The following is a 26056-nucleotide window of genomic DNA, read 5'->3' as shown; positions in this document are numbered from 1 at the left end:
AAAGAATTCTCCTTACGTTTTAACATAACGGTTTAAACGAGTTTCGATACGGTCTTGAATAAGGGATAATATAAAACAAATCACCCAATAAATCGCTGCCGCTTCGACATAAACTAATAGAGGTGTATACGTAGTCGCAACAATTTCTTGTGCTTTTCTAAACATCTCACTTACTAATATCGTAGAAGCAAGAGAGGTTTCCTTGACTAATCCTATAAATGAATTAGAGAGTGGAGGGATGGAAACCCTTGTTGCCTGAGGCAGAATGACCCTTTTTAAAGATTGAAAATAAGACATCCCTATAGAAGATGAAGCTTCCCACTGCCCTTTTTCAATAGATAATATGGAAGCCCTTATAATCTCAGAAGCATAGGCTCCCGTATTTAATGAAAAGGCAATAATGGCCCCAGTGAATGGCTCGAATTTCAAAAAATCAACCCCAAGATTCCCCAAACCAAAAAACACAATGAATAATTGAACAAGTAATGGAGTACCCCGGATGATAGAAACATAGACCCTGGCTATACCCGCTAAAATTTTTATACCAGAAATACGGAATACAGCAGTAACTACTGCGATGAATAGCCCGATCACAAAAGATATTAAAGTTAGAGGGATAGTATAAGACAAGACTCCTTTTAACAAAGGTATAAAGGAGTCTTGTAAAATAGCTATATTTTCTGAACTGAAAAAACTACTGGACAGATACATCTTCATCAAACCACTCATTAGATATTTCTTCTAGTGTGCCATCTTCTCTCATCTCTTCCAGAGCATCATTGACGGCTTCTACTAGTTCCGGATTGTCCTGACGAAACATCATAGCTGTTTCTGAAGCGTCGTCTTCTTGATCAACAATTTCAACTTGAGAATTATCGCCTTTTTGATTTAAGTAATCCAGTACAGATAAACGATCATTAACAGTTGCATCCACTCGATCGTTGTTTAATAATTCCATAGCAGGAGTAAACCCTTCGACACTCTCTATTTCCGCGCCATATTGTTTAGCAATGTCCGCATAATTACTCGTTAAGGATTGTGCAGATAAGGCTCCTTCTAAGTCATCAAAGCTTTTTATTTCTTCGTTATCACTTTTGGCAACGAGTACTGCTGAGGTATACGTGTATGGTTCAGAGAAGCTGTATTTTTCCTCACGATCCGGCTGAATCCCAACCTGGTTTGCGATCATATCAAAACGCTCACTATTTAAACCGGCAAACATAGAGTCCCATTTGGTCTCTTCAAATTCTACTTCGACATCCATACGCTCGCCAATTTCTTTCGCTACTTCGACATCGTATCCAGTCAGTTCATCGTTATCGTCATGAAAGGTATAGGGCGCATAAGTTCCTTCTGTTCCAACTGTAAGAACACCCTCCTCCTTTATCTGTTCTAGCAAGTTCCCACCTTCTGATGAGGAGGTATCTTCTCCACCTTCAGAATCGCTTGACCCACAAGCAGATAAAACAATGATAAATAATGCCGCAATTGATAGAAATGCATATTTTTTCATAAAATAACTCCTTTCATATTTAATCCATATAAAATACATCGGAATTGTAGACTTATAGAGCATACAAGCTGATGCATTCTACGTCAAGATTATTGTTTGATTTAAAAAAATTTAACCACAAAAAAATGGCTCCCCTTTATCATGGGCAGCCACTTCAATTTAATACAATTTACCTTGACGAAATAATACTGTTGATAATTTCATAACAGAATGAATATAACAATTTTGCCTTAGAGGGAAAGGATCACCGAAAAACTGAGGTAAAATCGTATCCATCGTATGCTGCATCCTATCGAATAAAAGCTCATAAATTTGGTCTTCCTTATAGAACTCCGTTTCTCTTCCCTGTTTCCACTCCAGATAGGATACGATCACACCTCCGGCATTGGCTAGTATATCAGGAATGATCAGTACTCCACGTTCACTGAGGTAATTATCTGCGGTTTCTGTTACAGGAGCATTCGCCCCTTCCACAATAATTTCCGCTTTGATTTTCTCCATATTATCTTCATGAATTTGGTTTTCTAACGCCGCCATGATCAATACATCAACATCAATTTCTAATAAGTCATCTCTTTCCTTAATGGTGGCCTTTATATTATTTTCAGCTAACTCATCTTCTGTGTTTGGGAGATCCCCGTTATGTTCTTTCGCATATTTTGATAGTGCAGGTACATCTAAGCCATCAGAATTGTAAAGCATGACATTGTGATCGCTGATTGCTACAACTTGGTTTTGAAGATAGTTGCACTTGAAAGCTTCATGTGCCGCAACAGAACCCAGGTTCCCAAAACCTTGCACAGCTACTGTCAGTTTTTGATCCGCCTTGCTTAACGCTGTTTCAGCGAACTTATTATCCTGCTCGCTGAGCCACTTTTTTTCCTCACGCAGAAAGTCGTACATCATATATCGGAAAGTAAAGTAAACACCTCTTCCTGTCGCTTCTTTCCGCCCCAGTGAGCCACCATTAATAATACTTTTACCCGTAAAACTGCCCCGGTAAGGCTGCCCGGGATGAATGTTTTTATACTCAGCCATCATCCAATCCATTTCCCGCTCCCCTGTTCCAGCATCTGGAGCCGGAATATCTTTATCGGGACCTAATATATCATTGAAATATTGGACATACTTTTTACATATCAAATTCAGCTCTTTCACACTATACTCTCTCGGGTTTATAATCACCCCGCCCTTACCTCCACCAAAAGGCAATTCGTGTAGTGAGTTTTTAAGGGTCATCAGGCGAGCGAAATTCGAGACCTCACCTTCACTCACTGTTTCATGGAAACGAATCCCGCCTTTGTATGGGCCCAGGGTATCATTATGCTGGACCCTGAAAGATGGAATTCGAACGATTGTTCCATTCTCTAGAGCTACCCTTAAAAATGATTTATGTATATGATTCGGTGTTGATAGGATAGCTACTAAAGATTTAAAGGCCTGCTCTCTCGTTTGGGCCTGCAAATCAGGTAAAAAGCTCTCATCTTCTAATAATGCTGTCAATGATTTTTCTATAACTGTGCTGTTCTTATCCATGGTCATTCCCCTCCGTCGGACTTGTGTCTAAATTCCTATATGATTTCAATCTACCCTTATTAGAACCTTTCAAACGTAATATATGGAAGCGTTGACTGATATAATTGCTAGTATTAGCAGATCAGTAAAAATGTTATACTTTATCTAGTGTTATAGGCGTTTTTTTGGTAGTCTATAAATTGTAATAAGCCAGAAAGCGTTTTCCTTAATTTTGAATGAATGGTATAATCCAGTCGATAAATAAATGCAGGTAAAGGTGGTGCACCTCTTGAAACGATTAGTAATAGCAGGCGGCGGATACGGTGGTCTAAAAATAATTATGAATTTGCTCGAAGACGGCATTCCTAAAGACGTACATATCACCGTTATTGACAGAAATCCTTATCACTCGTTAAAAACAGAATTTTATACGATTGCAGCTGGTACGGAAGCAGATAAGAACGTGCGCATTGAATTTCCTCAGCATGATCAGATCGAGTATAAATTCTATGAAATCAATAAAATCGATATAGAACAGGAACAAGTTTTGATCAAAGACTTCAAGGAAGCCATTCCTTTTGATTATTTAGTAATTGGGCTAGGGTGCGAAGATAATTATCACGGAATAGACGGTGCCCGTGAATTTACTGAGAGTGTCCAATCTTTCAGTAACGCACGGAGTGCTGGTTTTTCCGTAGGTAATTTGCAAGCATATGGAAAAGTGACTGTAGTCGGCGCAGGTTTAAGCGGGATAGAAGTAGCGTCAGAAATCCGCGAAAGCCGTCCAGACCTTAACATACGCCTGTTAGACCGCGGTGAAACCGTTCTACGAGCGTTCGATAAAAAAATCCAGAATTACGTAGAAGATTGGTTTGCAAGCAATGACGTGGAAGTGCTTCACAATGCGAATGTAGGCTATGTGGAAAGAGATGGAGTGTGTAACAACGGAGTGTGTTACCTTAACGATGTCACGATTTGGACGGCAGGAGTGCGCCCTAATTATTTAGTGCGGGAACTCCCTTTTAAGAAGGATGAGCAGGATAAAGTAATTCTAAATGATTACTACCAGGTTCCATCCAAGCAAAATGTGTACGTATTAGGTGATTGTGCTTCCTCTGCTTATTCGCCGAGTGCACAATTGGCTGGTGAGCAAGGAGAGCAAATAGCAAAGATTCTTTCAGATTTGCTCAAAAATAAAGAACCAAGCAAACCGAAAGAAATTAAACTCAAAGGTACATTAGGATCACTAGGGAAATCAGATGGTTTCGGAAACATGATGCAGCAGCCGATGACCGGACGATTACCTCGTTTAGCTAAATCTGGAGTGCTATGGTTGAGTAAACGTCACTAACAGTAGGTCGGCAGCACGTAAACAGGCTGCCCATAGTAAAGCCCAAGTGCTGGAACACTCGGGCTTAGTAGCTTATAGGAATATGTGAACGGCTGACCTGTTAAGCATCATATATGAAAAAGTAACGACCCTATGCTTTAGCGGCGGAAGGGATGGTTACTTTTTTTTATTTTCATTAATGATCGCAAGAACGATTTTTAAAGTCCCAATCAAAACTAAGTTTGATGTGAGAACGACTGTCACAATTTCGTAGTCTGTCAATTCACCACCTCCCCTCTAAGGGAGGTGGTCAACCGCCTTACTGAATGTTACTAGCTACCTCTCTATTTTATCAACAGAACGATTTTAAATCTATCCGGCATTCGTCTGTTTTGCTTTTACTGTCTCCAATTGATTTCCCAAATATCTGGCTAGCTCCAGCATGCCGAAAATAGAAGCTACTCTTTCAGCATCCGTATTATAATTTGTGTTTGTATTCACGTCATACGTATACATTTCACCATTTTTGTCTTGAATGGCTTCTATACCCGCTACCTGAATGTCATTTTGTTGTAAGAATTGCTCATACTTTTTAATGATAGGATCATAATACCCTTCCAGCACTTGGAACTTGGCGCCCGGTGTTGTTTCAGGCTTATCGGTAGGGCAGTACATATCTTCTATTTTGCAAGCATCAGCCGGGCATAGTTCAAACCCTTCAGAAGTATCTACTTTCACTGCATATAAGAATTTCCCGCCTACAAATTCATGCCGCACGATATATGGCTCAGGAGCTTCGATATACTGCTGGACTAACGTAATGCCATCAACCGGTTCATCGAATCCATCTCCATACACATACTCGTCCAAAGCTTCCATGGAATGAAAAAGCTGTACTCCCTGCCCTTTTCCTGCACGGTTATGTTTCGTTATGAAGGAAGGCAAGTCCAGCTTTTTTGCCGCTTCAATAATTTGAGCTTTTCCAATAGAAGCAACTGTTTTTGGTGTGGTGATGTTTAGTTCATTCAACGCCATGTACTGGTTGACTTTACTTACTTCAAGCCGTAAAGCACGGGATCCATTGATAACTGTTCGTCCATGACGCTCTAACCAGGATAGTACAGCTTCTGCATACTCCGGAGCGAAGCGATGATCTCTCGTATGAGAAGAGGCGCTCATCCTATTGTAAAAAACACCCTCAGGAGGGTCCTGAGTCAAATCAATTGTTCCTTCATTCAAATGCCATAGTTCATAAGGCAGTTCCAGTTCTTCTAAACGCTTTGTCAAATGGTCTGTCCATTCATCATTTTCGTGGATCACATAAATTTTCCCCATCTGTCATACCCCTCTCTAAGTTGAAAATCATTAGTTAGAGTATAACATATAAAACCGACTGAACTACTAAGGATTCGCTCATATTGGACAACTTCTTCCGCCTGAGATAATCTACTAGAATAATGGCAGAGAGGTGACCAAAAATGACTCACGCTGTAATAGATGCTCATATCCATCTCGATTGGTATCAGAAAAAGATACAGCGAAACATCATAAACTATCTTAAGAAACACAACGTCACAGGTTTAATAAGTGTATCCAGCGACCTCTGTTCTTCCATGGAAAACCTGCGGCTCGCTGCCAGCCATCCAGCTATCTATCCGGCAGTCGGCTATCACCCCGAACAAAAGCTTCCTTCCGAGGGTGAGTTACATAGCATTTTAAAGTTATTGGATAAGCAGCATAAAAACATTATCGCGATTGGAGAAGTTGGGCTGCCCTATTATACTCGTGAGCACCGCCCAAATTTGCCACTCCAGCATTATGTAAGAACTTTAGAGACTTTCATGCGGAAGGCTGTTGAAATCGATAAACCTCTCATCCTTCACGCTGTTTACGATGATGCTGATTTAGTTTGCGATCTTTTAGAGAAACACGGTATCACAAAAGCACACTTCCATTGGTTTAAGGGTTCACGTACAACGATGAACAGGATGATGAAAAGAGGATATATGATTTCCATTACTCCTGACTGCCTTTTCAAAGAGAAAATCCAGTCCATTATTCAATATTACCCTTTAGAACTGATGATGGTCGAAACTGATGGTCCTTATCCCTTTAAGGAAAATGAAATCACACATCCTCGCATGATTCATGATTCAGTGAAAAAAATCAGTGAAATGAAACAGAAAGATTTAGGAGAGGTGTATCAAACCCTCTTTCAAAACACGAAGGATTTCTATCAACTTCCATAAAACAAGCCCAGGTCACTTCAACCTGAGCTTATCGTGCCGATTCTGCCCACGTGTGGACACCTAATAAATAGCGATGCAGGAAGTACTCTACTGTTCCAATGATCAATGAGAGAATCAGGGCCCCCGCAAAAGTTACGGAAGCTGTTCCGAACATATTGGACAGACCCCATATGATAAAAAAAGAACTGATAACATCCATCCCGACACTTGACCAAAGGTTTCCTTTACGAAGCCATTGTTTTTCCATTGGCACACCAATTACGATCAGTATGGCTGCGACAATAAACGGCTGCCAAATGGCTCCATAATTAACTTGATCAGAAAAGTACATAGCTGCTATCAATAAACTTGGCAATGTGAATATCTTAACTAATGTGCTCGTCAAATGAATACCTTCCTTCCAGGTGTAAAAGATATGGATTAGTATTTCAAAATAATCCTATCGTATTCACATCTGGTCGAGTACTCATTTAAACTCGACTTCCTGGATGCGAAATCCGCTTTTCGGAAATGACGGCATCCGAGATAAACTGTAGCTGAGATCCTGACTTGGAACTTCATACTCTATTTCACGTGTCAAAAACTCTAAGCTTGATTTGATAGCTTCCATCGTGATCCATTCACCTGGACAACGGTGGCCCGTGTAGTGCTCCCCGCCTCCTTGCGGGATGAAATCAAATAGTCCACCCTTCCAGTCCTTAAAACGCTCGGGAGAGAATTGATTAGGTCTTTCCCACAGTCTTCGGTCGTGATCAATTCCGTGAACATCAATTAAGACGAGCGTGTCTTTCTCAAATGAGTACCCGTCCCACATAAAGTCTTTTCGAACACGTGCTCCTAAAAAAGGAACAAATGGAAATAACCTGCGGATTTCCTGAGCGAACCTCTCGATATAATCCCCCTGTGCTTCCTTTACCTTTTCTCTTTCTTCAACATGATCATGAAGCGCCAGTGCACCAAATGCAACATAAGCCGCTACGGCAACCGTAGGACGTATAACATTCAATAATTCCTCTGCTGCAACCTGGGTGCTTAAATGATTTCCTTCTAAATCCCTGTGAAATGCCATTTCATAAATGGCAGACCCCTCTTCAGCTGCAACCTTTCCTTCTCTGATATTTTCAATTAATTCCTTGATCCACTTTTCTGCATTGACTCTCGCTTTCCTGCCTTTTCGATGCCGGCTTCCGACAGCTCCAAAAGCATCAACCATCGCCCAGAGCAGATTCGCCCTTTTCTTAACTTCTCCTTCTTTCAAAGGGACACCAGCCCATTGACAGGCAGCTTGGCACAAAACAATTTTAGCTTCTTCAAGTAGAACGATGTTCTTTTGGTTTTTCCAACCTTCTGCCTGTTTGCGCCATTGTTCGGAAGTCAGCCGCCCAAGTTTGGCCATTTTCTCAGGAGTCATCAATGACATGAATAATAGCTTTCGGTGCTCGTGAGGATCGCCATCCATTCCTTGAATCGCGTTTTCACCGAATAAAGACTTTTCAATTCTCTTTGGTAAAGCCCCTTTTCGCTGGAATTTCTCTTTGTCATAAAAAAGCTTTGCCCCTTCTTCTCCAGTTAAACAAATGACCTTTTCTCCCAATAAACGAGTTTCGAAAATATCCGTATCAAGTTTCGCAAATCTTTTAGGCAAAAACCTGTAGCCTTCACGTAAAACGTTTATACTTTGGTCTAATTTTCTATCCTTCGGAACAGTTTTCATTTAGTTTCTCCCTTCATGGATTACTTGTTATTACCTTTGTTTTCCTATTTTTCAATGCATTAAACAACAGCTTTGAAGACTTTGATTACTAACCCGTTACAGTTCATTTAAATAAACTGTTTCAGCCACGTTAATTGGTGAAACTGTGGTAAGATTTCTAGGAAATGAAAAAGGAGGGGTAGTTTATGAAAGAAAAATTAATCGATAAACTTCCGATATCTATGAGAAAATATTTTCAAATGTCCGACCGCCAACGTAAATATGAGCTGCAGATGACGTTATGGTCCATGCCCCTCATCTATATTGCAGGCTCAATCTTACTAATAATTATAACCATTTTTCTTGACTTGAAATTGAATATTTCCCAGTTTGTCCACCCCTGGTTCAGTGCAGGTGGAGATGCCACTCAAATACTAGTCAGCGCACTGATTGGGGGCATCCTCACTCTGAGCGCCTTTACTTTGAACTCGCTCTTAGTCGTGCTGACTAACTTCAGTGCTCAGTTCTCCCCCCGTATGATGTTCAACTTCATCGCAGATAAAACGACTCAGCATATGCTGGGGATATTTCACGGGAGTTTTATATACGTACTCGTCATCTTTCTGTTTTTAACAAATAATGAAAATGAATTTTATTCAGCTATTCCCATCATGGCGGTGCTTCTGGCTGCATTAACGATCATCATTTTCATTTTTTTCATCAACCATGCATCCAGCTGGATGCAAGTTCACAATTTCACCTATTCTATGAAAAACACGTCTAAATCAACGATCAAGCAGTCCCTTAAATATGAGCTGGAAGAACATAAAGGGGATGAGCCTGGCCCTCTACTCGAGTTTTATTTTAACGATAAAATGACATTTACTATTAACGAGCCAGGGTATCTGCAGATGATCCGCTACAAAGAAATGATCCATGAAGCAGACAAAGACGAAATCATCATACAGCTGCACAAAAAAGTCGGTGATTTTTCTTTAAAACATAATCGTTTGTTTTCCTATTGGGGTCCGGGTCAGCATAACGTCGATACCGAAAAGTATCGTCAGTTTTTTGAAATCGGCCATAAAAAAACAGAAATCCAGGAAATGAAAATGGGAATCATGAAATTAAGTGAAATTGCTGTAAAAGCGATAGGCAACTCTGATCCGCAAACAGCCCTTTCCACCATTCACCATATCGCTGACCTTATTGTTTCTATTGAGGAAGACGTTACGTTCACACCTTATCTTCTTGATTCAAAGAAACAAACGAGGATCATCATGCAGCCAGAAGACTTCGAATACTTTCTTAACAAAGGGTTCGGCTATATTAGACAAGAATCGAAGGGGGATTTGACGCTGCTCACTGAACTGATTGAAGTTCTGACCATGCTTGCCCAATCTCTCTCTGATGATAAACACGATACCCTTTGGAACTTTGGAAGTAATACAATCGACTACATTTCCCAACACTTCCTTTATGATTTGGATAAGAGATATTACCTTGAGACTCTTCAGGAACTAGCGATCTTTACAGGCCATGAAAAGAATTATGTTGATGCAGTAAAAAAACTCCTATAAAAAGAAAAAGGGACACCATGCAAGTTGTGGTGTCCCTTTTAATCATTCTTCCATTACATTTCCCTCTGCAGGGATCGGGTGTTTCTTGAGTATATTCGCTAAGTGCATCGTATTATAGGCAAGCATTTTCACATGAGATTTTGTAAATTCATTGTCCTGACCACCTTCATCCATATAGGATGGACCTGGGCCCGCTTCTCCTACCCAGTAAGTATCGACATTTGGAGGTATTAAAAAACCGAGGTGTGAAAAGGCATATAAGATAGAGGAAGCTACATGTTTCGCTCCATCTTCATTCCCAGTAATAACGACTCCGCCCACTTTATTGTAGTAAATCGCCTGTCCTTTTTCATTCGTTTCACTGCTGCTGCCATTTAACCTTTCAATAGCGACAGTAGCCAGGCTGCTTTTTTCTCCAAGCCATATAGGAGAAGCTAGAATGACGATGTCCGCTTCCTTTACTTTTTCAAAAATCTGCGGCCACTCATCCCCTTCACCAAGATCCTTTGCAATCCCATAAGGAATGTTGTAATCAGCTAGTCTGATCACTTCGCTTTTCACATCTTTTTCATTATAAATATCTATGACCTCTTGAGCCAGCCCTTCAGTATTGGATGGCTCATCTGATTTTTTTAATGATGCATTTAAGAATAACGCTTGTAACGCTGCCATTTGCTCTCCTCCTAGCTGGATAATTATTAGTCCATATACCCAATTGACAATTTTTGCAAACCATACTTTTTTTAGTAGTGCTGATAATTTAAGCATTTACCTTGAAGATAAGATAAAAAAACAGATATGATTCACATAGCAAGCCTTTAAGGAGGGTTCAAGATTATGAACTATCACCATTTATTCTCAGATCTGAAAATTAAACATCGCACATTAGATAACCGCTTTGTAGTCGCTCCTATGACTCGAATCAGCGGAGAAGACGACGGTCGTGCGAATATTACGATGCAGAAATACTATGAGCGCTTTGCGAAAGGTGGGTTCAGCGCCATTATCTCTGAAGGGATCTATACAGATGACCGATTCAGTCAAGGATACAAAAACCAGCCTGGACTTGCGAATGGATCACATACAGAATCCTGGAAACCAGTAGTTGACGCTGTTAAAGATAACGGTGCTGCCTTTATTGCACAGCTTATGCATGCGGGAGGTCAAAGCCAGTACAACGCCTATACTGATGAAACAGCTGCCCCATCAGCCGTTGCACCAAAAGGTGAACAGCTTGAATTCTACGGTGGTAAAGGACCGTTTCAGACACCAAAAGCCATGGATTCTCAAGATATCGAACACGCGAAATACTCTTTTGTTCAGAGTGCGATCCGCGCTAAGAAGTCAGGCTTTGACGGTGTCGAGCTTCACGGTGCCAACGGTTATTTGCTCGACCAATTCTTGACCGACTATTTGAACAATCGGGACGATGAGTACGGCGGTTCATTAGATCATCGCTTACGTATTATCCTGCAGGTCATTGAGGATGTGCGGGAAGCTTTAGGAGAAGATTACATTGTAGGAATTCGTCTTTCCCAAGCTAAAGTAGCAGATGGAGAGCATAAATGGTCTGGCGGTGAGAAAGATGCTGAGGAGATCTTCACAGCCCTCGGCAGCACATCGCTTGATTACATCCACGTGACTGATGCCGATGGTGCCGCTCCATCTTTCGGTGAAGGAACACGAACACTCGCCGCAGCAGCTAAAGAATTCAGCCGACTTCCCGTTATAGCAAACGGAAAGCTCGGAGATCCGGATAAAGCGGAACAGCTGTTGAAACAACAACACACCGACCTTGTCTCTCTGGGTACCAGTGCATTAGCTAACCCAGACTTACCGAACAAAGTGAAATCAGGCATGGAGCTGGAACCATTCGATTTTCAGAAAACCCTTCTGCCTTTAGCGCATATTAAAGACCATGAGATTAATAAGGAACTCGTGAAATAATTATAAATACAGAAAAGCCGCTTATGAAAAGCGGCTTTTCTGACCTCTATTCACTTAGGCTATGTTAAAGGTGGTTGTTGATATTGATAAGTGAGTTATTCAACAATATGGCAGGATAGTGGAAGACTTGATTTCGAGACATTTGGTGAGTGGATCAGGGCGGCGGGGAATGACTCGCTTTCCGTGGGAGCGCGGTGAGCTTCCTCGGACGTCCCGTCCTGTGGGATCTCACCAAGCACTCTCTTCCCACAGGAGTCTCCCCATTCCCCGCCGCCCTTCACTATTTATGTACTTCTCGAAGTCGCTTGAAAACAACATTTTTATGTAATAGTGGGAGCATTAAACTCCAGTTCTCTGGTTATAACATTTTAGTTTTAAAACTTCCTGCACTTTGAGGTAGTTCCAAGCGTTTTATTGCATAAAGAAGTCCCGCTGGTTATCACTCAAGAGTATCAGTTGTTTCCGCCTCCTCACTAAAGCAAGAAGGTCCGGGAAATTGCGAGACTCCTATGGGAGAACAGTACATGGTGAGATCCCGGAGGGCGTTAGCCCGAGGAAGCTCACCGTACGCCCATGGAAAGCGAGTGATTTCCCGGACCTTCAAGTACTATTTTTGTGGCGGAAACAGTCAAAACATCTCGAAACTGAGTGTTCCACTATAGGGAGCTTATATGAATAACAACACGGAACTTTAACAAAGCCTTCACTTAAAAAACGGGAAGCTATTTAAACAGTTTCCTTATGATACGTCCTGAAGCCTTTCCTGCGACTCTTCTCCCTATCCTCTTTCCGATTCTACCTTTCCTCACTGCATCGATATCGTTCCATATCCGGAGCACTTTATAAAGTGAAGACTTGATCCCCAAATCAACCACCCTCTCTTTTTCCATCCATTTTTACAAGTTATCATTTCCCTATTAACCTTTTACGTTCGTGTAACACTTCTATAGGAGATTTCTCAGTAACGACTATAATACCTCGGCGATACTGAAAAAATCATGGACTAACCTATCAAAGGTCAGCTGCTCAGCTTTTCCTCCTTCATATCCTGCTTCACTTTTTCAATCAATTGCGGTGATTCGTTGATGACCTTGCTTATGTAGAAAAATCCAGCCATAATTATAAATGTGAGTCCCCAGTTAATGACTTGACGGAGAATGATGCCTTTATCAAAAGCTTCTACACCGTATTCCGTAATCAGCCACGCTTTCAACGTAGCTGACAGGATATTTTGAAAAGCAAAACCGGCGACAATCCACGAAAAAATCCGATAAATCTTCTTTTGATAAAAAAGACGCTTATTGAATGCTCGATCATCCCCTTGAAGCTCTGTGAAATCAAGGGCAAAATAGAGGGCAATCGGTTTTTTGATGACGATTGTTAGTAAAAACAGTCCAGCAAGGACGTAGGCATATATAACGTTATACCATAGAAGACGGATAGCGTTTCCTGCGAGGACATCGATGAGCGTCCCAACGACCAATGTGGAAATCATATAAAGTCCGAACACATTCACTTTTTTCAAAGCCATAAAACGGTATACCGTGTAAATAATGCCGGGTACTGAGGATAACAGCATGGCGTAGTAGTCGCCTATCGGATCGCGAGTAAGATTCCACACGGCTAAAGGGAAGACTACGTAAAAGATTAAATCGAGCAGGACGAAGTGGTTTTTCATGTTCAAACCTCCCTTCATTTGTAGGCATTATACATTTATTGTAAAGTAACTGAGAGAGGGATAAAAGATTTTTAAAGGAGTTCTACTATGAGAAAGTGGCAAGTATACGTTTATCCAGTTTTGACAGGCGTGTTGAGCGTCTTATTATACTATTTATTGAGGTCTGCCCGCGATTTATCATTTGAGTGGCCGATTCCTATTGTGTTGTTTTTTGGGTTGACCGGCATCCAATTTATCCTTTATCGAAGAGCTTATCGTCGTCAGTTCGAGTGATGATTCTCCCCTTTTCTTAGATAGAAAAGGGTATATTTTTGACAAAAATACGAACACTAGTTCGTAAGTAGGTTGTGAATTATTGTGATCAACCCTTATTCTTTAGTAAGGAGGGTTGGAAAATGAGGAAACAAATTCAAGAGCCGCTTCTATCTTCTTTACAAAATCCAGTATATGCACACGCGGACAACACTGCGGTCCAATCGCCTTCGTCTCAAAACGGAAACGATGTAAACGAGTTGTTTTATCCATGTCAAATCGAGGCGAAATTCGTAAGTTATGTGAATACAGCTTTATGGAGGGCGGCGAAAGATTACCGTAAGAAGTGCTATACCTTAAAAGACCAGTATGTAATGGACGTAGAAAAAATCGAGTTGGCAGACATAACGAAAGAAGAACCTGTCCACTACCAGGATCTATATGAATCCTTAGAGGACAAAATACTCTACCATACCATTAAGCAATTATCTCAAAGACAGCAGTTCATATTATACGAACATGCAGTTGATTTATATACGTTCAAAGAAATTGCGGATGAGCTTTCAGTCTCTCAACAATCTGTTTCAAAGTCCTACCAGCGGGCGGTCATAAAATTAAGAGGAGCATATCAAGGAGGAGATTAGTAATGGGTGTAGATATTTGGATTACAGCCGTCGAAAGTTTCGGGTTTCCTATCGTAGTCGCTTCATTTATTTTATTTAGATTAGACAAGAGCATTCAAAGGCTGGAAGATGTCATGATAGAAATTGTGGAGGATGAGGATAAGGATGAAAAATAGATTGTATGATATTTTATTGCGAGCAAAAGCAAACGATGAAAAAGCAATTACTGAATTGATTGAAAGGTTCGAACCAAAAATCAAAAAACTCGGTTCGACCTTTCCCCCTGCTGAGCGAGATGATCTGGAACAAGAATTACGGATACAGCTAGTACATTCTGTCGAAAAATTCAATATAGAGAAGAACCAGGCCTCTTTTTGGAAACAGTATGAAGACATGAAATAAGCTGCCCTTTTTAAAAACGAGGGCAGCTTTTTTGTTCAAATTTATGGTAGAGGTGAACGTCATTTTCATTAGATAAATTAGAAGACTCTGTTTCGTGATTTTTGATCAATAAAGATAGCCATGAAAAAAAGCCTGCCTTTTAATAGGCAGACTTTCGTAATTCAGCTAGCTTCTGAAGCGACAACCGTACGTCTTTTGCGCACTGTTTTGTATTTGACCAATTGAGCGATGAACCAGCCTAATACAGCCAGCCAGATGATACCTCCGATAATCATGGACACATCATACGGCAAGTTGAAACCTTCCGGCGCGTAGAAAATATACGTACTTACTACAGCCGTCATGAACAAGGCAGGAACACTGCAAATCCAGTGGAATTTTTGTTTTTGCAGCAAATAGATCGCCCCAGTCCAAAGCATAACTGTGGCTACCACCTGGTTCGACCAGCCAACATATCTCCATAAGAAATTATAATCGATAGTTGATAGATAAAAAGCCGGCGTAGCTACTGCAAGTACAATCAGTCCATTTTTCAATTTGCCAGGTGAAGTTTCCTTATTTTTATTTTTCAACAATTCTCCGACCATCATGCGAGACGAACGCAGAGCTGTATCGCCCGTAGTGATAGGAAGAATGATAACACCAAGGATAGCAAGAATTCCTCCGAACGTACCAAGCGTAGTTGAGCTGATTTCATTAACTACACCTGCAGGTCCACCGGCATCAAGAGCAGCTTGCAGTCCGCCAGTGCTTCCAAAGAAAGCCATACCAGCTGCAGCCCAGATCAAGGCAATTACACCTTCCGCAATCATAGCTCCGTAAAAAACTTTACGCCCTTCACTTTCTTTTTTAAGTGTACGTGCAAGGATCGGACTTTGTGTACTATGGAACCCTGAAATCGCCCCGCATGAGATGGTGACCATTAGAAGCGGCCACATTGGCAGCTCTCCAGGATGCATGTTGCTCATCGTCAAATTCGGTACAGAATTTTCAAAGAAGAACAATCCGATGCCGATAGACAGGGCCATGAAAATAAGCACTGCACCTAGAAAAGGATAAACTCTTCCAATGATTTTATGAACGGGGAGCATAGTTGCGATAAGAAAATAAGCGAATATAATGATAAGTGCCGTTATAAAGCTTAATGGAGTTACTTGAGCCATCAGCTCAGCGGGTCCGGCTGTAAAAGCAGCCGCAACTAGAATCATAAGCGCTATAGATAAAAGGTTAATTACCTTTTGTACGTTTTTCCCAAGATATTTCCCGACAATCGTAGGGTATTGTGCGCCTTTATGGCGGACAGACATCATACCGCTGAAGTAATCATGAACCGCACCTGCAAAAATACTACCGATAACAATCCATATAAAAGCGACAGGGCCGTACAAAGCACCCATGACCGCACCAAAAATCGGGCCAAGCCCAGCGATATTTAGAAGTTGAATAAGGCTCGCTCTCCACCAGCTCATTGGTGTGTAGTCAAAGCCATCATTATGTGTGTACGCGGGTGTCGGATTTTCATCATTGATTCCGAAAATTCGTTCAACCACCTTCGCGTAAATTAAGTAACCTGCTAGTAATAGTAAGATGGATGCAACAAAAGTAAGCATCGCTGAGCCTCCTCTCAAAATTGAATGTAACGAGTATTCTATAACGGCTTAACAGCAATAACAACCTTTTATCTGAAAATTATATATTTTTTCTTTTTTCTCTATATTATGAAGCGGTTACACTGGATGAATATAGAAAAAGAGCGGGATTCTATGGAAGAATCCCGCTCTTTTTCAGTATGTAACCTGCCATTCCATTAAAGGATGGTTAAGTTCCCGCAGTCGTTGTGCGATGGAATGGCATTAATTACAAAATAGCATAATGAGATGGAGGAAGCAAGTACGTTCAACGGTATTAAACGCTTCATTAATGGGCTCTTATAAATTTCAGTGTTGATATCCATATAAACAAGCTCCCTTATGTAGAAGACTCAGGAGACAAAGCGGGATGGTAACATGCTTTGTACTAGTTCAGTAAAATAACTCCACGTCACACTATTAACCCCTCAAATAACAAATAAATCCAATAAAAATTCCAATACGCACCAAAATACCCTCTACTTTTCACAAAGTTCACAAATAATTTAAGAATTCACCTATTAAGACTAGCCCCCAACAGTTCTATGCTTTACTATGGGGGGAGGCAGAATAAATCTTCTGCCTTTTTGGAAATGGTTTAACAATATTTTGAACATTCGAACAATGATTATACAGTCAGAAGTAATACAGGAGGGTCCTCGTGTTAGAATATAAAGTTTACAGCAAAGTTAATGGCAACGAAGACTTAGTTCTTCTCCACGGAATTGGCGGAAATTCTAACATTTTCTATAAGCAATTAAAGTATTATCGTGAGCATTTCAATGTCATTACCATCCACTTGCCAGGTCATGGCAACTCCCCAAGCTTAGAAAATTACGGAAAAGACTTCTCTCAAAGTCTTGTGGCAAAAGAAGTTTTAAAAACGCTGGATTTTTTGAAGATTGAAAAAGCTCATTTTGTTGGGATTTCGTTAGGGTCAGTGATTCTTCACTATATCATGAAATTGAATCCTGAACGTGTAGCCAGTGCTGTCTTATCCGGAGCCATTACACGGTTTAATCTTTTTTCTAAGTTCCTTTTACTAGTTGGACGTACGATCAAGTCCATTACACCGCATTTGTGGATTTACTATCTTTTCGCTCATATTATTATGCCAAAAGCGAACCATAAGAAATCAAGGGATATATTTATAAAAGAAGCGAAAAAGATGAAACGTGAAGATTTTATCGGTTGGTTCAACTCGGTCAATAAAGTTGCCCAAAGTTATGACCTGGTCCCAAAGATAGCTGGAAAGATTCCAAAGCTTTATGTCTCAGGAAGTGAAGATCACTTGTTTATAGAAAATCTTCAAAAAGATATTAAGCAGGATTTAAACGCAAAGATGAAAATAATTGAGAAATGCGGGCACGTTTGCAACATTGAGCGATACAAAGAATTCAACAGGATAACGATTGATTTCCTTAAAGGTCATCGCACAGTGAAGCCGACGAAGCAAATTTCTTAATGAAAAGCCGGCAGGAGTGAAGAGATTGAATATTTTCTTAACAGGATCGACGGGTTTTCTCGGCGGTAAACTGATTAACAATTTAATGAAGGATACGGACCACCATGTTCACGTTCTGGTGCGTAACTTGAAAAAGGCTGAACTTCTAGTCAATAGCTTTTCAAGGGAAAATCAGCAGCGTATTCATCTCATCGAAGGAGATATTACAAAGCCACATTGCGGTCTTTCCGATCATACTTTTAATGAACTGAAAGGCCGTATCAGTTGCTTTTATCACTCTGCTGCGCTTGTAAAATTCGATGTTGAGCTTAGTGATGAGTTATTCGCCATCAATTTCGAAGGTACAAAAAATACTCTCGAACTTGCGAAACAACTAGAAGTGAAAAAGTTCTTCTATATCAGCACCGCTTATACAGTTGGAAAAAGGAATAAAGGTGTTGAACAGCTTTATTCACTCGAAGCTGAGTATCATAACCCTTACGAAGCGAGTAAAGTACAGTCCGAACATCTTGCTTTTTCCTATAGCGACGATATGGATGTTTCTATCTTCCGTCCCTCCATTATTGTCGGAGATTCAAAAACTGGAGAAGCGGATTCAGAATTTACCCTTTATGGTTTCATGCGCGCGCTCGATATATTTAAACGACGCGTTGCTCGAAAAAAAGGATCGGACACAGCTAGTTACCGAGTCATTGCTAATCAAGAGGGAACTTCAAATTTTGTCCCCGTAGATTACGTAGCCGATATATTGAGCTTAGCCGTAGAAAAAGCAGAACCTCATACGATTTACAACATTACGAACCCGAATCCACCCAGCAACATTGAGATCCTTCAAATGTTTAAAGAAGCTCTACAGTTTGACCAGCTCGACTTAGTGGATAGTCGAGGTGAATATGAGTTAAGTGAAGAAGAACAACAGCTTAACGGAATGGTTGATATATTTAAAGTCTACCTTTCTGGAAACGTCACGTTTGAAGATAACAATACTCAAAAGCTGATTGAAGGATCTAACACCCCCCACTTGCAAATGTCTCGTGAGACAATGCAGATGATCATCAACGCCTATTTTACAGCCAAGTAAAAAAGCCCGAAAAATCCATTTGAGGATTTTTCGGGCTTTTTTTATGATGCAGCTGCATAGCCTTCTTGACTGGATTTCTTACTATTTAAGAACAGGGAAGCGATCAGCATCAAGACTAAGAAAATCAATACGACACTAAAGCCGCCAGCTTGCCCAAAGACTTCAGAAGCTAAACCTACGATATATCCCGCGATTCCACCGCCGATACCAGAAGCAATATAAATTAAACCTAATGCAGAACCCCCGTTTTTTGATAATTGGGTTCCAAACGCTGTAGCAGTTGGGAATAATGTTGAGAAAAATAGCCCGGCACCTGCGAACAAATACGGAAAACTATCGGCGAACAGGAAGCTGACTCCTACCATGACCACAGAACCTGCTGAGAAAGTAATTAGTATGATGCGTTCATTAATCCAATTTGATAAATAAGCGACAGCAAATCGGCCGATCATGAAGAAAACTGAGAATAATGAAAGAATCATAGCTGACATACTTTCTTTTTCTGAAGTTGACATGCCGCCTAAATCAAGCGACTTCAAATAACTCGGGAAGAAGTTGGTAAATGAAACCTCTGCCGAAACCTGCAGCATGAGAAAGACCATAAGAAAAACAAATTGAGCATCTCTCAACATAGGTATGAAAGCTTTTAAATCAATCTTCTCGGCCCTTCCAGAAGGAAAAGCAACAGACGTAATATAAATGATGACTAAAACTAAACTAGCAGCAATGCCTATATAAAATACTCGCCAAGAAGCGAATTGGAAAAGAAAGTTTAAGATTTGTGGAAATAAAACCATACCAAGTCCATAAACTCCCATCGCATAATTAAACATTTGGCGCTGCTTATTTGGATAAGCGGCAGGAACAATGGCATTAGAAGCTACTCCTAAAGCCCCAAGACCGAAACCTACAATCATGTAGAACCCTAAGAAAAACATAATATTGGGTGCAGCACCTGTCCCAATAAATCCTAGACCCATAATGATGGAACCAATAATCGTCATAGTCCTTAAACCTTTTTTATCCGTGTAATACCCAATCACGACACTTGCTAAAGTGAAACCTAATTGGAATATGAATACTACAAGACCGAACTCGCTCATATCAAGTCCAAGGTCTCCCTCTACTTGATCGAGAACGATTCCTTTCGTATTTGTGACTCCCCCAGAAATAAACTGAGTGAACATAAGAATGATTAAAGCATGTATACTCTTGCCTTTTGACATGGTGTGTACCTCCTGAGTTGATATCGAAAAATAAATCCACTCCGAGAAATACCCCATTATTATTTCAGTAAAACAGTTTAAAACTATGTAAGCGATACCTCAAAAAATTCTTTTATTTTAGAAAACTCAGCAAAATAAACTGCCCTCATTCAAGGGCAGCACTTATTTCTTACTTTTAAATGTGAGGACATTGATTTCCGGTGTATTAAACATCCTAAACTTCAAAAAGGAAATAAAATTACTGCTCCCAAGCCCCCGACTTACATACTGCTTCGTACCATGATAATCCCAAAGCCCGCTTACCCGATCACGCGGCGGCAGTATACCTCCTCCTTTATACCAGGGTTCAGGTACAAAAAGCGCCCCTATAAAAGGTACACGGATTTGACCGCCATGATAATGTCCCGCCACAATCAAATCATAGTCTCTCCATATAAATTGAGGGTTATCGATAAGCTGATCCATTCGAGCATCAACGACTGGGTAATGGTTAAGAGCAATAAGCAAATCGTGATCTGTTTCATTCAATTCAGCAATCTCACTCATTAAGCGTTGCTGGTGATTCCGGTATTGAGTAGTTTTTGCATACTTAGATCTAACCCTGCCATTAGCTACAACCACACCTTTTTCAGGATTCAAAACTGATACTTCAAAAGCATCAAAACGAATACTCGTTTCCCCAAACTCAGCATTGTAAGCTGCTTCTAACAGCTTCACGCCTCTCTCTTCAAGCCCTTCTACAAACTCGTCCTTTACGTAATTACCTTCAGCATCTATAAAATAACTTTCCGGGTCAGCATTTCCCGGGACATAAAGGGCATGTTTTTTATTCTCAATCCCTTCTAGTAAAGTATAGAACGATTCATAATGCCTGCTATCCGTTCCGTTCAGCATGTCGCCGGTAAAAGCAATTACATCGTAATCTACAGAATTAATGGCTTTTATCAACTTTTCCTGCTCGGTTCCAAACACCTTTTCATGAAGGTCCGTAATTTGTAAAATCGACACTCCTTCTAATTCTATAGGGAGGTTTTCTATCGCTACCGTTTGTTCGACGACTTTTATTCTTTGGTTATCCCATATTGTGTAAGTTGTTATAGCTGTTGCTAATATCACAATTCCAAAGATCATTTTTCGCACAACCTTTTTCACGAGTCCCTACTCCCTAGTGTGTTGCTTTTAATTGATTTTGCAACAAATGGCTGAACATACTCCTCTTCTCTTCAGCTAGTTGATTGAAACCGCCTCTTTGAATAACTTTCCCTTCATCTAAAACTACAACTTGATCAGCGCTCCTTATAGTCGAAAGCCTGTGTGCTATGACAATAATCGTCATCTTTCCTTTCAATCGTGCAAGAGCCTCCTGAATATTCGATTCGTTCTCGGTATCAAGAGCACTCGTGGCTTCATCTAAAACAAGAATAGATGGCTTTCTTAAGATAGCTCTTGCTAAAACAAGGCGCTGCCTCTCCCCACCAGACAATTTAATACCTCGATCACCGATCAAGGTATCAAGACCTTGTGGAAGGTCACGGACAAAACTAGCAGCAGACGCAAATTCCAGCGCTTCCCATAGCTCAAATTCCTTTGCTTCAGGAAAAACAATCGTTAAATTCTCCCTGATACTAATATTAAATAAGAAAGGATCTTGTGGGACATAGCTGATAGCCTTACGCAGGGATAATAAATTCTCACTGCTCAAAAGTGTATCATCCAGCAGCACTTCTCCTTCCTCCGGCTGGTTAAGCCCCATCAGTAAGTCAATAAGAGTACTCTTGCCTGCTCCAGAACGACCAACAAAGGCTGTCATTTTATTAGCTGGAATCTCTAGATTAATAGCGTTCAAGGCGTAATCCTCTTGATCTTGATACCGAAACTTAACATTTTTACACTCAATCTTTCGTTCAACTTTCAATGGAGTAACAGTTGAAATACGAGGATCAAATTCTTGCGCTGACTTACACTCTTGCTGAAGACCTTCAACAGCTTTTAAAGAAGGTAAACTAGTGAAAATCTGTTCCAAAGAAGCTTGAATTCCAGCAACTTTAGGCCATAACCTTGAAAAAATAACAATGACCATCATGAGTTGAGCAGCCTGGGCGTTGAACATTGTAAAAGCTAAATAAATAAAAACAGCGATGAGTACAGCTGATGCCGTTTTATAATAAAACTGCGAAGTCGTTTTCATGTGTGTGTATTGAATCTGTTCGTTTTGAATACGTTGAGTGATTTGCTCGTACCAATTCATACGAGAAGCTTCTAATGTATTACTTTTCACGTCTTTAATCCCGTTGATTTGGTCTGTCAAGCCACCAATGTATTCACGTGCTAATTCAAAGTTTCTATTTCCTAACGCCAGTGATCGCTTCAAAAATTTACGGTTAAAAAAGAGGAGAATTCCTCCACATAATAAAACAAAAACTGTAATTGTTGGTGATAGAAAGAATGCCAGACCAATTTGGATGAAAGTGAAAACGAGTGATGCGATAAATTGCAATACAGACTGAGTTCCCATACTCGCCCTTCCTATTTCAGAAGTCAAAATATTAATCAAATCCGACTTCCGATTGCGAATGAAAAACTTCCAATTCGCATTCAAAATAGCTCCATAAGTTGTTATTCTCAAATGACGCAGAAACCCTTGCTGAATCGTAGCATTACGTACCGAAAGTCTCCGATTGATAATGTTTTGCCCAATTACTATCCCCACATAAATTAACAAAATAGCTGGCAAACCAATCGCGCTTGGAATCAATTCTAAAAAACCAAACGTGCTGGCAAACGGCAGACTTCCCGTACCTAAGTCCACGATTCCGCTCATACTTATCATAGGAATAAGAAGGAGAATCCCTACACCTTCCAGAAGTCCGATCCCTGCCATAGCAATCATATTTAAATATAAAATATTACCTGAATAAGAGTGAATTTGTTTTAAAAAATAAAGAACATGCTTCACGGGTTTCCCTCCTTTCCATTGTCATGCCAATTTTCTTGATTTTCTCCACCCCCACAAAAATGGACGTAAGGGAAAGTATAAAAAATGAAGAAATTTGGGTAAAGGCAGCGTCTCTGCATCTTGAGGATACGGATATAAAAAGCTTAGAATAAAACAGATTTTCTGTTGGCCCGTCATAAGAGAAAATAAATGTCTTTTGTGATAAACTGCTATGTCTTTGGGTAATGGTTCTGAATGTAAATTCACCATCGTTTCTAAATAATACACAGCCTGCTGTGCGAGTCTATGAGAGTGTCTTGACCGCTTTACTTCAAGTGGAGGGGTACTATCAAACAGCTCTGTTGATAATTCGAAAGCCTGCAGCCCTACATGAAGATAGCCGTACTTTCCCAAAAACTCCATCTTTCTTCCCCATTGGGTATGTTTTTTCAACAACTGGTGGACATCCAAAAGCCAACGTAACCTGGACCACCCGTGCCTTGCTCCGTGGGATATAAGAAATAGGAAGAGGTCCTTTTCCCCTAACATATAGATAGGCTGTCTGGTTACAGAACTCATTCTTTTCCGCGCCCATAACTCTTGAAAGCCAGGCTCTTTCGCAGGTCCAGGGTTCAAACGCCAGTGCACTTCCACCTTCACTTTAGTCACAGGATGAGTATATGTGATATGGTGATGCCGCCACTTCCAGTCATTTAAAATTGTTTGTATATAATCATCTTTTTGATAACCGAGTTTAGTTAATAACTTTTCTGCCAAAGACAGCTGCTCTATCTGAACTAATACATCTAAATCGTTAGAAGTACGTAGAGATACATCACCGTATAATTCCGATGCAAGAACGGGCCCCTTTAAAAACAGAAGAGGGATTCCCTGGTTCATGAACTGGCAGCTAAGTTGCTGCATTTCACCGCTTAATTGAAGCATTAGAAATATATTCCGCTTATAATCAACCTCCACGGTTCGGAGTACATATTGCGGAATTTCACTAGTGTCGCACCATTGCAACCGTTTATAAAGGTATGGATAAATGCGGTGATGACGCGTTTGTTTTATAAATAAATCCCAGTTCACTTCCTCAAACAAATTTGGATCAATGCCGGCTGCCTGTTCTGGAAAATCACACTTCGCCAATTCAATAATCAATTTAAGCTCGACTGGCAGTTTAGATAGATTCAGAGGTATACTTTTCTCCATGCTGTTTTCCTCCTGCATTTTTAGCGAATTTACCTACTACAGTAAATCTTTCCATGCCTTCTGCACCAGTTATATAATATGGACCACTACGAAGCCATGCATGTGCAATCATTTCCCCATGATCATCTCGTGCTGTGCCAAAATAAATCGTTGAAGACATTCCCCTGCGTTCTATCATTTTCATAGCAGCGAGCGCTTGGACCATACACTGACTCTCCCAAAATGTATACTTACTCATGATTTTTACTGATTGTGAGATTCTCGCTAATTCTTTTCGGTCCATACCCTCAGGGTGTTCTAAACTTTCCTGAAAAGATTCACCTAAACTTGACGCTAATCTCTCAAACGGCACACTTTTTAAATATCGAGCTTTTGCCAGAAATAAATAAGCTTCTGCAAGCATCCTCCTATTTCTCCAATCCATCCGAATCAAAACTCGCAGCCTATTCAATTTGGTACAACCCCTTCATGCGAAGCTCACCCATGCACTTTAATCAGCCCTTCTTCTAAAAGCATCTGCAGAAATTGATTGACTTGCTCCTCACACTCAGTTTGAGAAACTTCGTACTGTGAACGCAGTTCTCTCACTACTTTTTCTAAAGTGACCGGAGACTCTATCAAATCCCATATCACACCGCCCACTTCCCCTAAATTGTAATATTTCCCATTTTCCACACTAAGCATCACTTTTTCATGCCCCATCGAACTAACAATGTTTCCTTCCGTTTGACTAACTATTGGATTCGATAAGACTTGGATGTTCTTCACCATGAGATACAGCCTCCATTCGTAAGGTTGATAGAATCAAACCAGGCAAATCATTCGCAGTAAAATAAGTAACAGGTCTTGTTAATTTATATAAACTTATTTGCTCACATAGTTGAGCACTTAAGCTAAAATGCCAGTTCATCAGCCCCATCTGTTTCACCATAAAGTTTCGGTAGGTGTGATTAAAGAGAGTATGAAGTTTAAGTAAGTTATCGACCTGATGAATGTCGACTTTGTCTGCTTCTCCTTTTTCTATTTCAATAACGCCTGCAAGTGGTAGTCTTTTTGTCACAAATTTCTCTTCTACAGGAATAGCATATTTTGTTTCCCTGTCCACAATTGGACGAAGTCCGACCGAAGTCATATCAAACTCATCAAGACTTTCTTGCCATAACTTCTGTTGTGGATAAGCAGGTGTGACTACCGGAACTCCATTTTCTATAGTAACTGGAATGACATCGTCACTAATTAACTGATGTCCTCGTTTTAAAAAAGCAGACGCCGTCGTGGATTTCCCAGCCCCTGAATGACCGACAAAAGCAAATGCTTTACCGTCGATTTCAACAGCACTTCCATGGAGGGGAAGGATATTTCTTTGGAATAAAATCGCTCCCATGCACGTACCTAGTAGATAAAGACGGATGTGATCTTCCTTTACGTCTTCAAGTGGAGAATAAAAGATTTTACATCCTTGTTCTATCATGAAAATAGCTACTTCCGGTATTTTAAAGAGACAACACTGCGGTTCCACGTCAAAATACTTGTTGCTTTCAGCTATTCTCTCCCAAATCTGAGCTAAATCTTTTGATTCAATGGTTATATCACCCTTTTGTTCAGTACGAATAGGGATAAGTTCTGGAAAAGGAAATTTACTTTCGATAATAAAACCAAAAGCTGTGTACTTATTTGTCATTGAGGTGAGAAGCATCGGTCTGTCCTCCCTAAGAAAAAAATGC

At 40.4% G+C, this 26056-nt stretch carries 26 protein-coding genes; 10 read left to right on the top strand and 16 right to left on the bottom strand.

Annotation, left to right across the window (positions count from 1 at the left end; all coding sequences use genetic code 11):
• Positions 1-12: 12 nt before the first annotated feature.
• From O2Q26_RS06550 to O2Q26_RS06540, 3 genes are all read right to left on the bottom strand, one after another.
• Positions 13-717, bottom strand: a complete 705-nt coding sequence (locus O2Q26_RS06550) for an amino acid ABC transporter permease (protein WP_289215321.1) — start codon at positions 715-717, stop codon at positions 13-15.
• Entirely contained in the window at positions 695-1513 is an 819-nt protein-coding gene (locus O2Q26_RS06545) for an amino acid ABC transporter substrate-binding protein (protein WP_289215128.1), read from the bottom strand. Before O2Q26_RS06545 ends, O2Q26_RS06550 begins: the two co-directional genes overlap by 23 nt.
• A 159-nt stretch (positions 1514-1672) precedes the next feature.
• Positions 1673-3049 carry a Glu/Leu/Phe/Val family dehydrogenase gene (locus O2Q26_RS06540; RefSeq protein ID WP_289215127.1) on the bottom strand — a complete coding sequence of 459 codons (1377 nt, stop codon included), beginning with the start codon at positions 3047-3049 and terminating at the stop codon, positions 1673-1675.
• 268 nt (positions 3050-3317) lie between these two features.
• Here O2Q26_RS06540 and O2Q26_RS06535 point away from each other — a divergent pair, with 268 nt between their 5' ends.
• Positions 3318-4379, top strand: coding sequence for an NAD(P)/FAD-dependent oxidoreductase (locus O2Q26_RS06535; protein ID WP_289215126.1), 1062 nt, complete (start codon positions 3318-3320; stop codon positions 4377-4379).
• A 351-nt stretch (positions 4380-4730) separates the two neighbouring features.
• Here the strand turns inward: O2Q26_RS06535 and O2Q26_RS06530 are convergent, their stop codons facing one another.
• Positions 4731-5693, bottom strand: coding sequence for an ATP-grasp domain-containing protein (locus tag O2Q26_RS06530; RefSeq protein ID WP_289215125.1), 963 nt, complete (start codon positions 5691-5693; stop codon positions 4731-4733).
• Positions 5694-5836: 143 nt separating this feature from the next.
• Between O2Q26_RS06530 and O2Q26_RS06525 the strand changes: the two genes are divergently transcribed.
• On the top strand, positions 5837-6607 hold the full coding sequence (locus O2Q26_RS06525; protein WP_289215124.1) for a TatD family hydrolase: 771 nt from the start codon (positions 5837-5839) through the stop codon (positions 6605-6607).
• A 28-nt stretch (positions 6608-6635) separates the two neighbouring features.
• Here the strand turns inward: O2Q26_RS06525 and O2Q26_RS06520 are convergent, their stop codons facing one another.
• Positions 6636-6992: a DUF2512 family protein gene (locus tag O2Q26_RS06520; protein WP_289215123.1), complete on the bottom strand. Its 357-nt coding sequence runs from the start codon at positions 6990-6992 to the stop codon at positions 6636-6638.
• An 81-nt stretch (positions 6993-7073) separates the two neighbouring features.
• Positions 7074-8321, bottom strand: a complete 1248-nt coding sequence (cypC, locus tag O2Q26_RS06515) for a CYP152 family fatty-acid peroxygenase CypC (protein ID WP_289215122.1) — start codon at positions 8319-8321, stop codon at positions 7074-7076.
• Positions 8322-8506: 185 nt separating this feature from the next.
• Between cypC and O2Q26_RS06510 the strand changes: the two genes are divergently transcribed.
• The gene (locus O2Q26_RS06510) at positions 8507-9880 is read left to right on the top strand and encodes a DUF2254 domain-containing protein (RefSeq protein ID WP_289215121.1); all 1374 of its coding nucleotides are present in this window, start codon (positions 8507-8509) and stop codon (positions 9878-9880) included.
• A gap of 42 nt (positions 9881-9922) precedes the next feature.
• Here the strand turns inward: O2Q26_RS06510 and O2Q26_RS06505 are convergent, their stop codons facing one another.
• Complete coding sequence (locus tag O2Q26_RS06505) at positions 9923-10552, bottom strand: flavodoxin family protein (RefSeq protein WP_289215120.1); 630 nt, start codon at positions 10550-10552, stop codon at positions 9923-9925.
• Between the two features lie 165 nt (positions 10553-10717).
• Here O2Q26_RS06505 and O2Q26_RS06500 point away from each other — a divergent pair, with 165 nt between their 5' ends.
• Positions 10718-11827 (top strand): NADH:flavin oxidoreductase, encoded by a 1110-nt coding sequence (locus tag O2Q26_RS06500; protein ID WP_289215119.1) that lies wholly within the window; start codon positions 10718-10720, stop codon positions 11825-11827.
• 1018 nt (positions 11828-12845) lie between these two features.
• Here O2Q26_RS06500 and O2Q26_RS06495 read toward each other — a convergent pair.
• Positions 12846-13505, bottom strand: coding sequence for a VC0807 family protein (locus O2Q26_RS06495; RefSeq protein ID WP_289215118.1), 660 nt, complete (start codon positions 13503-13505; stop codon positions 12846-12848).
• 87 nt (positions 13506-13592) lie between these two features.
• Between O2Q26_RS06495 and O2Q26_RS06490 the strand changes: the two genes are divergently transcribed.
• The 4 genes from O2Q26_RS06490 to O2Q26_RS06475 all read left to right on the top strand — a co-directional run bounded on the left by O2Q26_RS06490 (position 13593) and on the right by O2Q26_RS06475 (position 14782).
• On the top strand, positions 13593-13778 hold the full coding sequence (locus tag O2Q26_RS06490) for a hypothetical protein (protein WP_289215117.1): 186 nt from the start codon (positions 13593-13595) through the stop codon (positions 13776-13778).
• 122 nt (positions 13779-13900) lie between these two features.
• On the top strand, positions 13901-14401 hold the full coding sequence (locus O2Q26_RS06485) for a sigma-70 family RNA polymerase sigma factor (RefSeq protein ID WP_289215116.1): 501 nt from the start codon (positions 13901-13903) through the stop codon (positions 14399-14401).
• 2 nt (positions 14402-14403) lie between these two features.
• Positions 14404-14556, top strand: coding sequence for a YvrJ family protein (locus O2Q26_RS06480; RefSeq protein ID WP_289215115.1), 153 nt, complete (start codon positions 14404-14406; stop codon positions 14554-14556).
• Positions 14546-14782, top strand: coding sequence for a helix-turn-helix domain-containing protein (locus tag O2Q26_RS06475; protein ID WP_289215114.1), 237 nt, complete (start codon positions 14546-14548; stop codon positions 14780-14782). Before O2Q26_RS06480 ends, O2Q26_RS06475 begins: the two co-directional genes overlap by 11 nt.
• A gap of 161 nt (positions 14783-14943) precedes the next feature.
• Here O2Q26_RS06475 and O2Q26_RS06470 read toward each other — a convergent pair whose 3' ends face one another.
• Positions 14944-16392 (bottom strand): carbon starvation CstA family protein, encoded by a 1449-nt coding sequence (locus O2Q26_RS06470; protein ID WP_289215113.1) that lies wholly within the window; start codon positions 16390-16392, stop codon positions 14944-14946.
• Positions 16393-17071: 679 nt separating this feature from the next.
• On the opposite strand from O2Q26_RS06470, the gene O2Q26_RS06465 reads away from it, so the two are divergent.
• Complete coding sequence (locus tag O2Q26_RS06465; RefSeq protein ID WP_289215112.1) at positions 17072-17875, top strand: alpha/beta fold hydrolase; 804 nt, start codon at positions 17072-17074, stop codon at positions 17873-17875.
• Positions 17876-17900: 25 nt separating this feature from the next.
• A complete protein-coding gene (locus tag O2Q26_RS06460) occupies positions 17901-18956 on the top strand; it encodes an SDR family oxidoreductase (protein WP_289215111.1) in 1056 nt (351 codons plus the stop codon).
• Between the two features lie 41 nt (positions 18957-18997).
• On the opposite strand, the gene O2Q26_RS06455 is transcribed toward O2Q26_RS06460, so the two are convergent.
• The 7 genes from O2Q26_RS06455 to O2Q26_RS06425 form a co-directional block, all read right to left on the bottom strand.
• Entirely contained in the window at positions 18998-20182 is a 1185-nt protein-coding gene (locus O2Q26_RS06455; RefSeq protein ID WP_289215110.1) for an MFS transporter, read from the bottom strand.
• A gap of 162 nt (positions 20183-20344) precedes the next feature.
• Entirely contained in the window at positions 20345-21334 is a 990-nt protein-coding gene (locus O2Q26_RS06450; protein WP_289215109.1) for a metallophosphoesterase, read from the bottom strand.
• 13 nt (positions 21335-21347) lie between these two features.
• Positions 21348-23138 carry an ABC transporter ATP-binding protein gene (locus O2Q26_RS06445; protein WP_289215108.1) on the bottom strand — a complete coding sequence of 597 codons (1791 nt, stop codon included), beginning with the start codon at positions 23136-23138 and terminating at the stop codon, positions 21348-21350.
• Positions 23139-23159: 21 nt separating this feature from the next.
• Positions 23160-24332, bottom strand: coding sequence for a nucleotidyltransferase domain-containing protein (locus O2Q26_RS06440; RefSeq protein ID WP_289215107.1), 1173 nt, complete (start codon positions 24330-24332; stop codon positions 23160-23162).
• Positions 24301-24735 (bottom strand): lasso peptide biosynthesis B2 protein, encoded by a 435-nt coding sequence (locus O2Q26_RS06435; protein ID WP_289215106.1) that lies wholly within the window; start codon positions 24733-24735, stop codon positions 24301-24303. The genes O2Q26_RS06440 and O2Q26_RS06435 overlap by 32 nt, the downstream gene beginning before the upstream one ends.
• A gap of 74 nt (positions 24736-24809) precedes the next feature.
• Positions 24810-25103, bottom strand: a complete 294-nt coding sequence (locus O2Q26_RS06430; RefSeq protein WP_289215105.1) for a lasso peptide biosynthesis PqqD family chaperone — start codon at positions 25101-25103, stop codon at positions 24810-24812.
• Positions 25063-26028: a phosphoenolpyruvate carboxykinase (ATP) gene (locus O2Q26_RS06425; RefSeq protein ID WP_289215104.1), complete on the bottom strand. Its 966-nt coding sequence runs from the start codon at positions 26026-26028 to the stop codon at positions 25063-25065. Before O2Q26_RS06425 ends, O2Q26_RS06430 begins: the two co-directional genes overlap by 41 nt.
• Positions 26029-26056 lie beyond the last annotated feature (28 nt).

It is taken from the genome of Halobacillus campisalis, from assembly GCF_030345335.1.
Lineage (GTDB): Bacteria > Bacillota > Bacilli > Bacillales > Halobacillaceae > Halobacillus_A > Halobacillus_A campisalis.
The sequence above is the reverse complement of the archived record's forward strand: the minus strand, read 5'-3'. Positions and strand labels throughout refer to the sequence as shown.

Excerpts from the sequence above, each read along its gene's own strand:
- O2Q26_RS06510 (WP_289215121.1), top strand. The coding sequence starts at position 8,507 with ATGAAAGAAAAATTAATCGATAAACTTCCGATATCTATGAGAAAATAT.
- O2Q26_RS06470 (WP_289215113.1), bottom strand. The coding sequence starts at position 16,392 with ATGCTTACTTTTGTTGCATCCATCTTACTATTACTAGCAGGTTACTTA.
- O2Q26_RS06430 (WP_289215105.1), bottom strand. The coding sequence starts at position 25,103 with ATGGTGAAGAACATCCAAGTCTTATCGAATCCAATAGTTAGTCAAACG.
- O2Q26_RS06440 (WP_289215107.1), bottom strand. The coding sequence starts at position 24,332 with ATGGAGAAAAGTATACCTCTGAATCTATCTAAACTGCCAGTCGAGCTT.
- O2Q26_RS06435 (WP_289215106.1), bottom strand. The coding sequence starts at position 24,735 with ATGCTTGCAGAAGCTTATTTATTTCTGGCAAAAGCTCGATATTTAAAA.
- O2Q26_RS06480 (WP_289215115.1), top strand. The coding sequence starts at position 14,404 with ATGGGTGTAGATATTTGGATTACAGCCGTCGAAAGTTTCGGGTTTCCT.
- O2Q26_RS06525 (WP_289215124.1), top strand. The coding sequence starts at position 5,837 with ATGACTCACGCTGTAATAGATGCTCATATCCATCTCGATTGGTATCAG.
- O2Q26_RS06530 (WP_289215125.1), bottom strand. The coding sequence starts at position 5,693 with ATGGGGAAAATTTATGTGATCCACGAAAATGATGAATGGACAGACCAT.
- O2Q26_RS06485 (WP_289215116.1), top strand. The coding sequence starts at position 13,901 with ATGAGGAAACAAATTCAAGAGCCGCTTCTATCTTCTTTACAAAATCCA.
- O2Q26_RS06425 (WP_289215104.1), bottom strand. The coding sequence starts at position 26,028 with ATGCTTCTCACCTCAATGACAAATAAGTACACAGCTTTTGGTTTTATT.
- O2Q26_RS06545 (WP_289215128.1), bottom strand. The coding sequence starts at position 1,513 with ATGAAAAAATATGCATTTCTATCAATTGCGGCATTATTTATCATTGTT.
- O2Q26_RS06475 (WP_289215114.1), top strand. The coding sequence starts at position 14,546 with ATGAAAAATAGATTGTATGATATTTTATTGCGAGCAAAAGCAAACGAT.
- O2Q26_RS06500 (WP_289215119.1), top strand. The coding sequence starts at position 10,718 with ATGAACTATCACCATTTATTCTCAGATCTGAAAATTAAACATCGCACA.
- cypC (WP_289215122.1), bottom strand. The coding sequence starts at position 8,321 with ATGAAAACTGTTCCGAAGGATAGAAAATTAGACCAAAGTATAAACGTT.
- O2Q26_RS06550 (WP_289215321.1), bottom strand. The coding sequence starts at position 717 with ATGAAGATGTATCTGTCCAGTAGTTTTTTCAGTTCAGAAAATATAGCT.
- O2Q26_RS06505 (WP_289215120.1), bottom strand. The coding sequence starts at position 10,552 with ATGGCAGCGTTACAAGCGTTATTCTTAAATGCATCATTAAAAAAATCA.
- O2Q26_RS06540 (WP_289215127.1), bottom strand. The coding sequence starts at position 3,049 with ATGGATAAGAACAGCACAGTTATAGAAAAATCATTGACAGCATTATTA.
- O2Q26_RS06495 (WP_289215118.1), bottom strand. The coding sequence starts at position 13,505 with ATGAAAAACCACTTCGTCCTGCTCGATTTAATCTTTTACGTAGTCTTC.
- O2Q26_RS06455 (WP_289215110.1), bottom strand. The coding sequence starts at position 20,182 with ATGTCAAAAGGCAAGAGTATACATGCTTTAATCATTCTTATGTTCACT.
- O2Q26_RS06490 (WP_289215117.1), top strand. The coding sequence starts at position 13,593 with ATGAGAAAGTGGCAAGTATACGTTTATCCAGTTTTGACAGGCGTGTTG.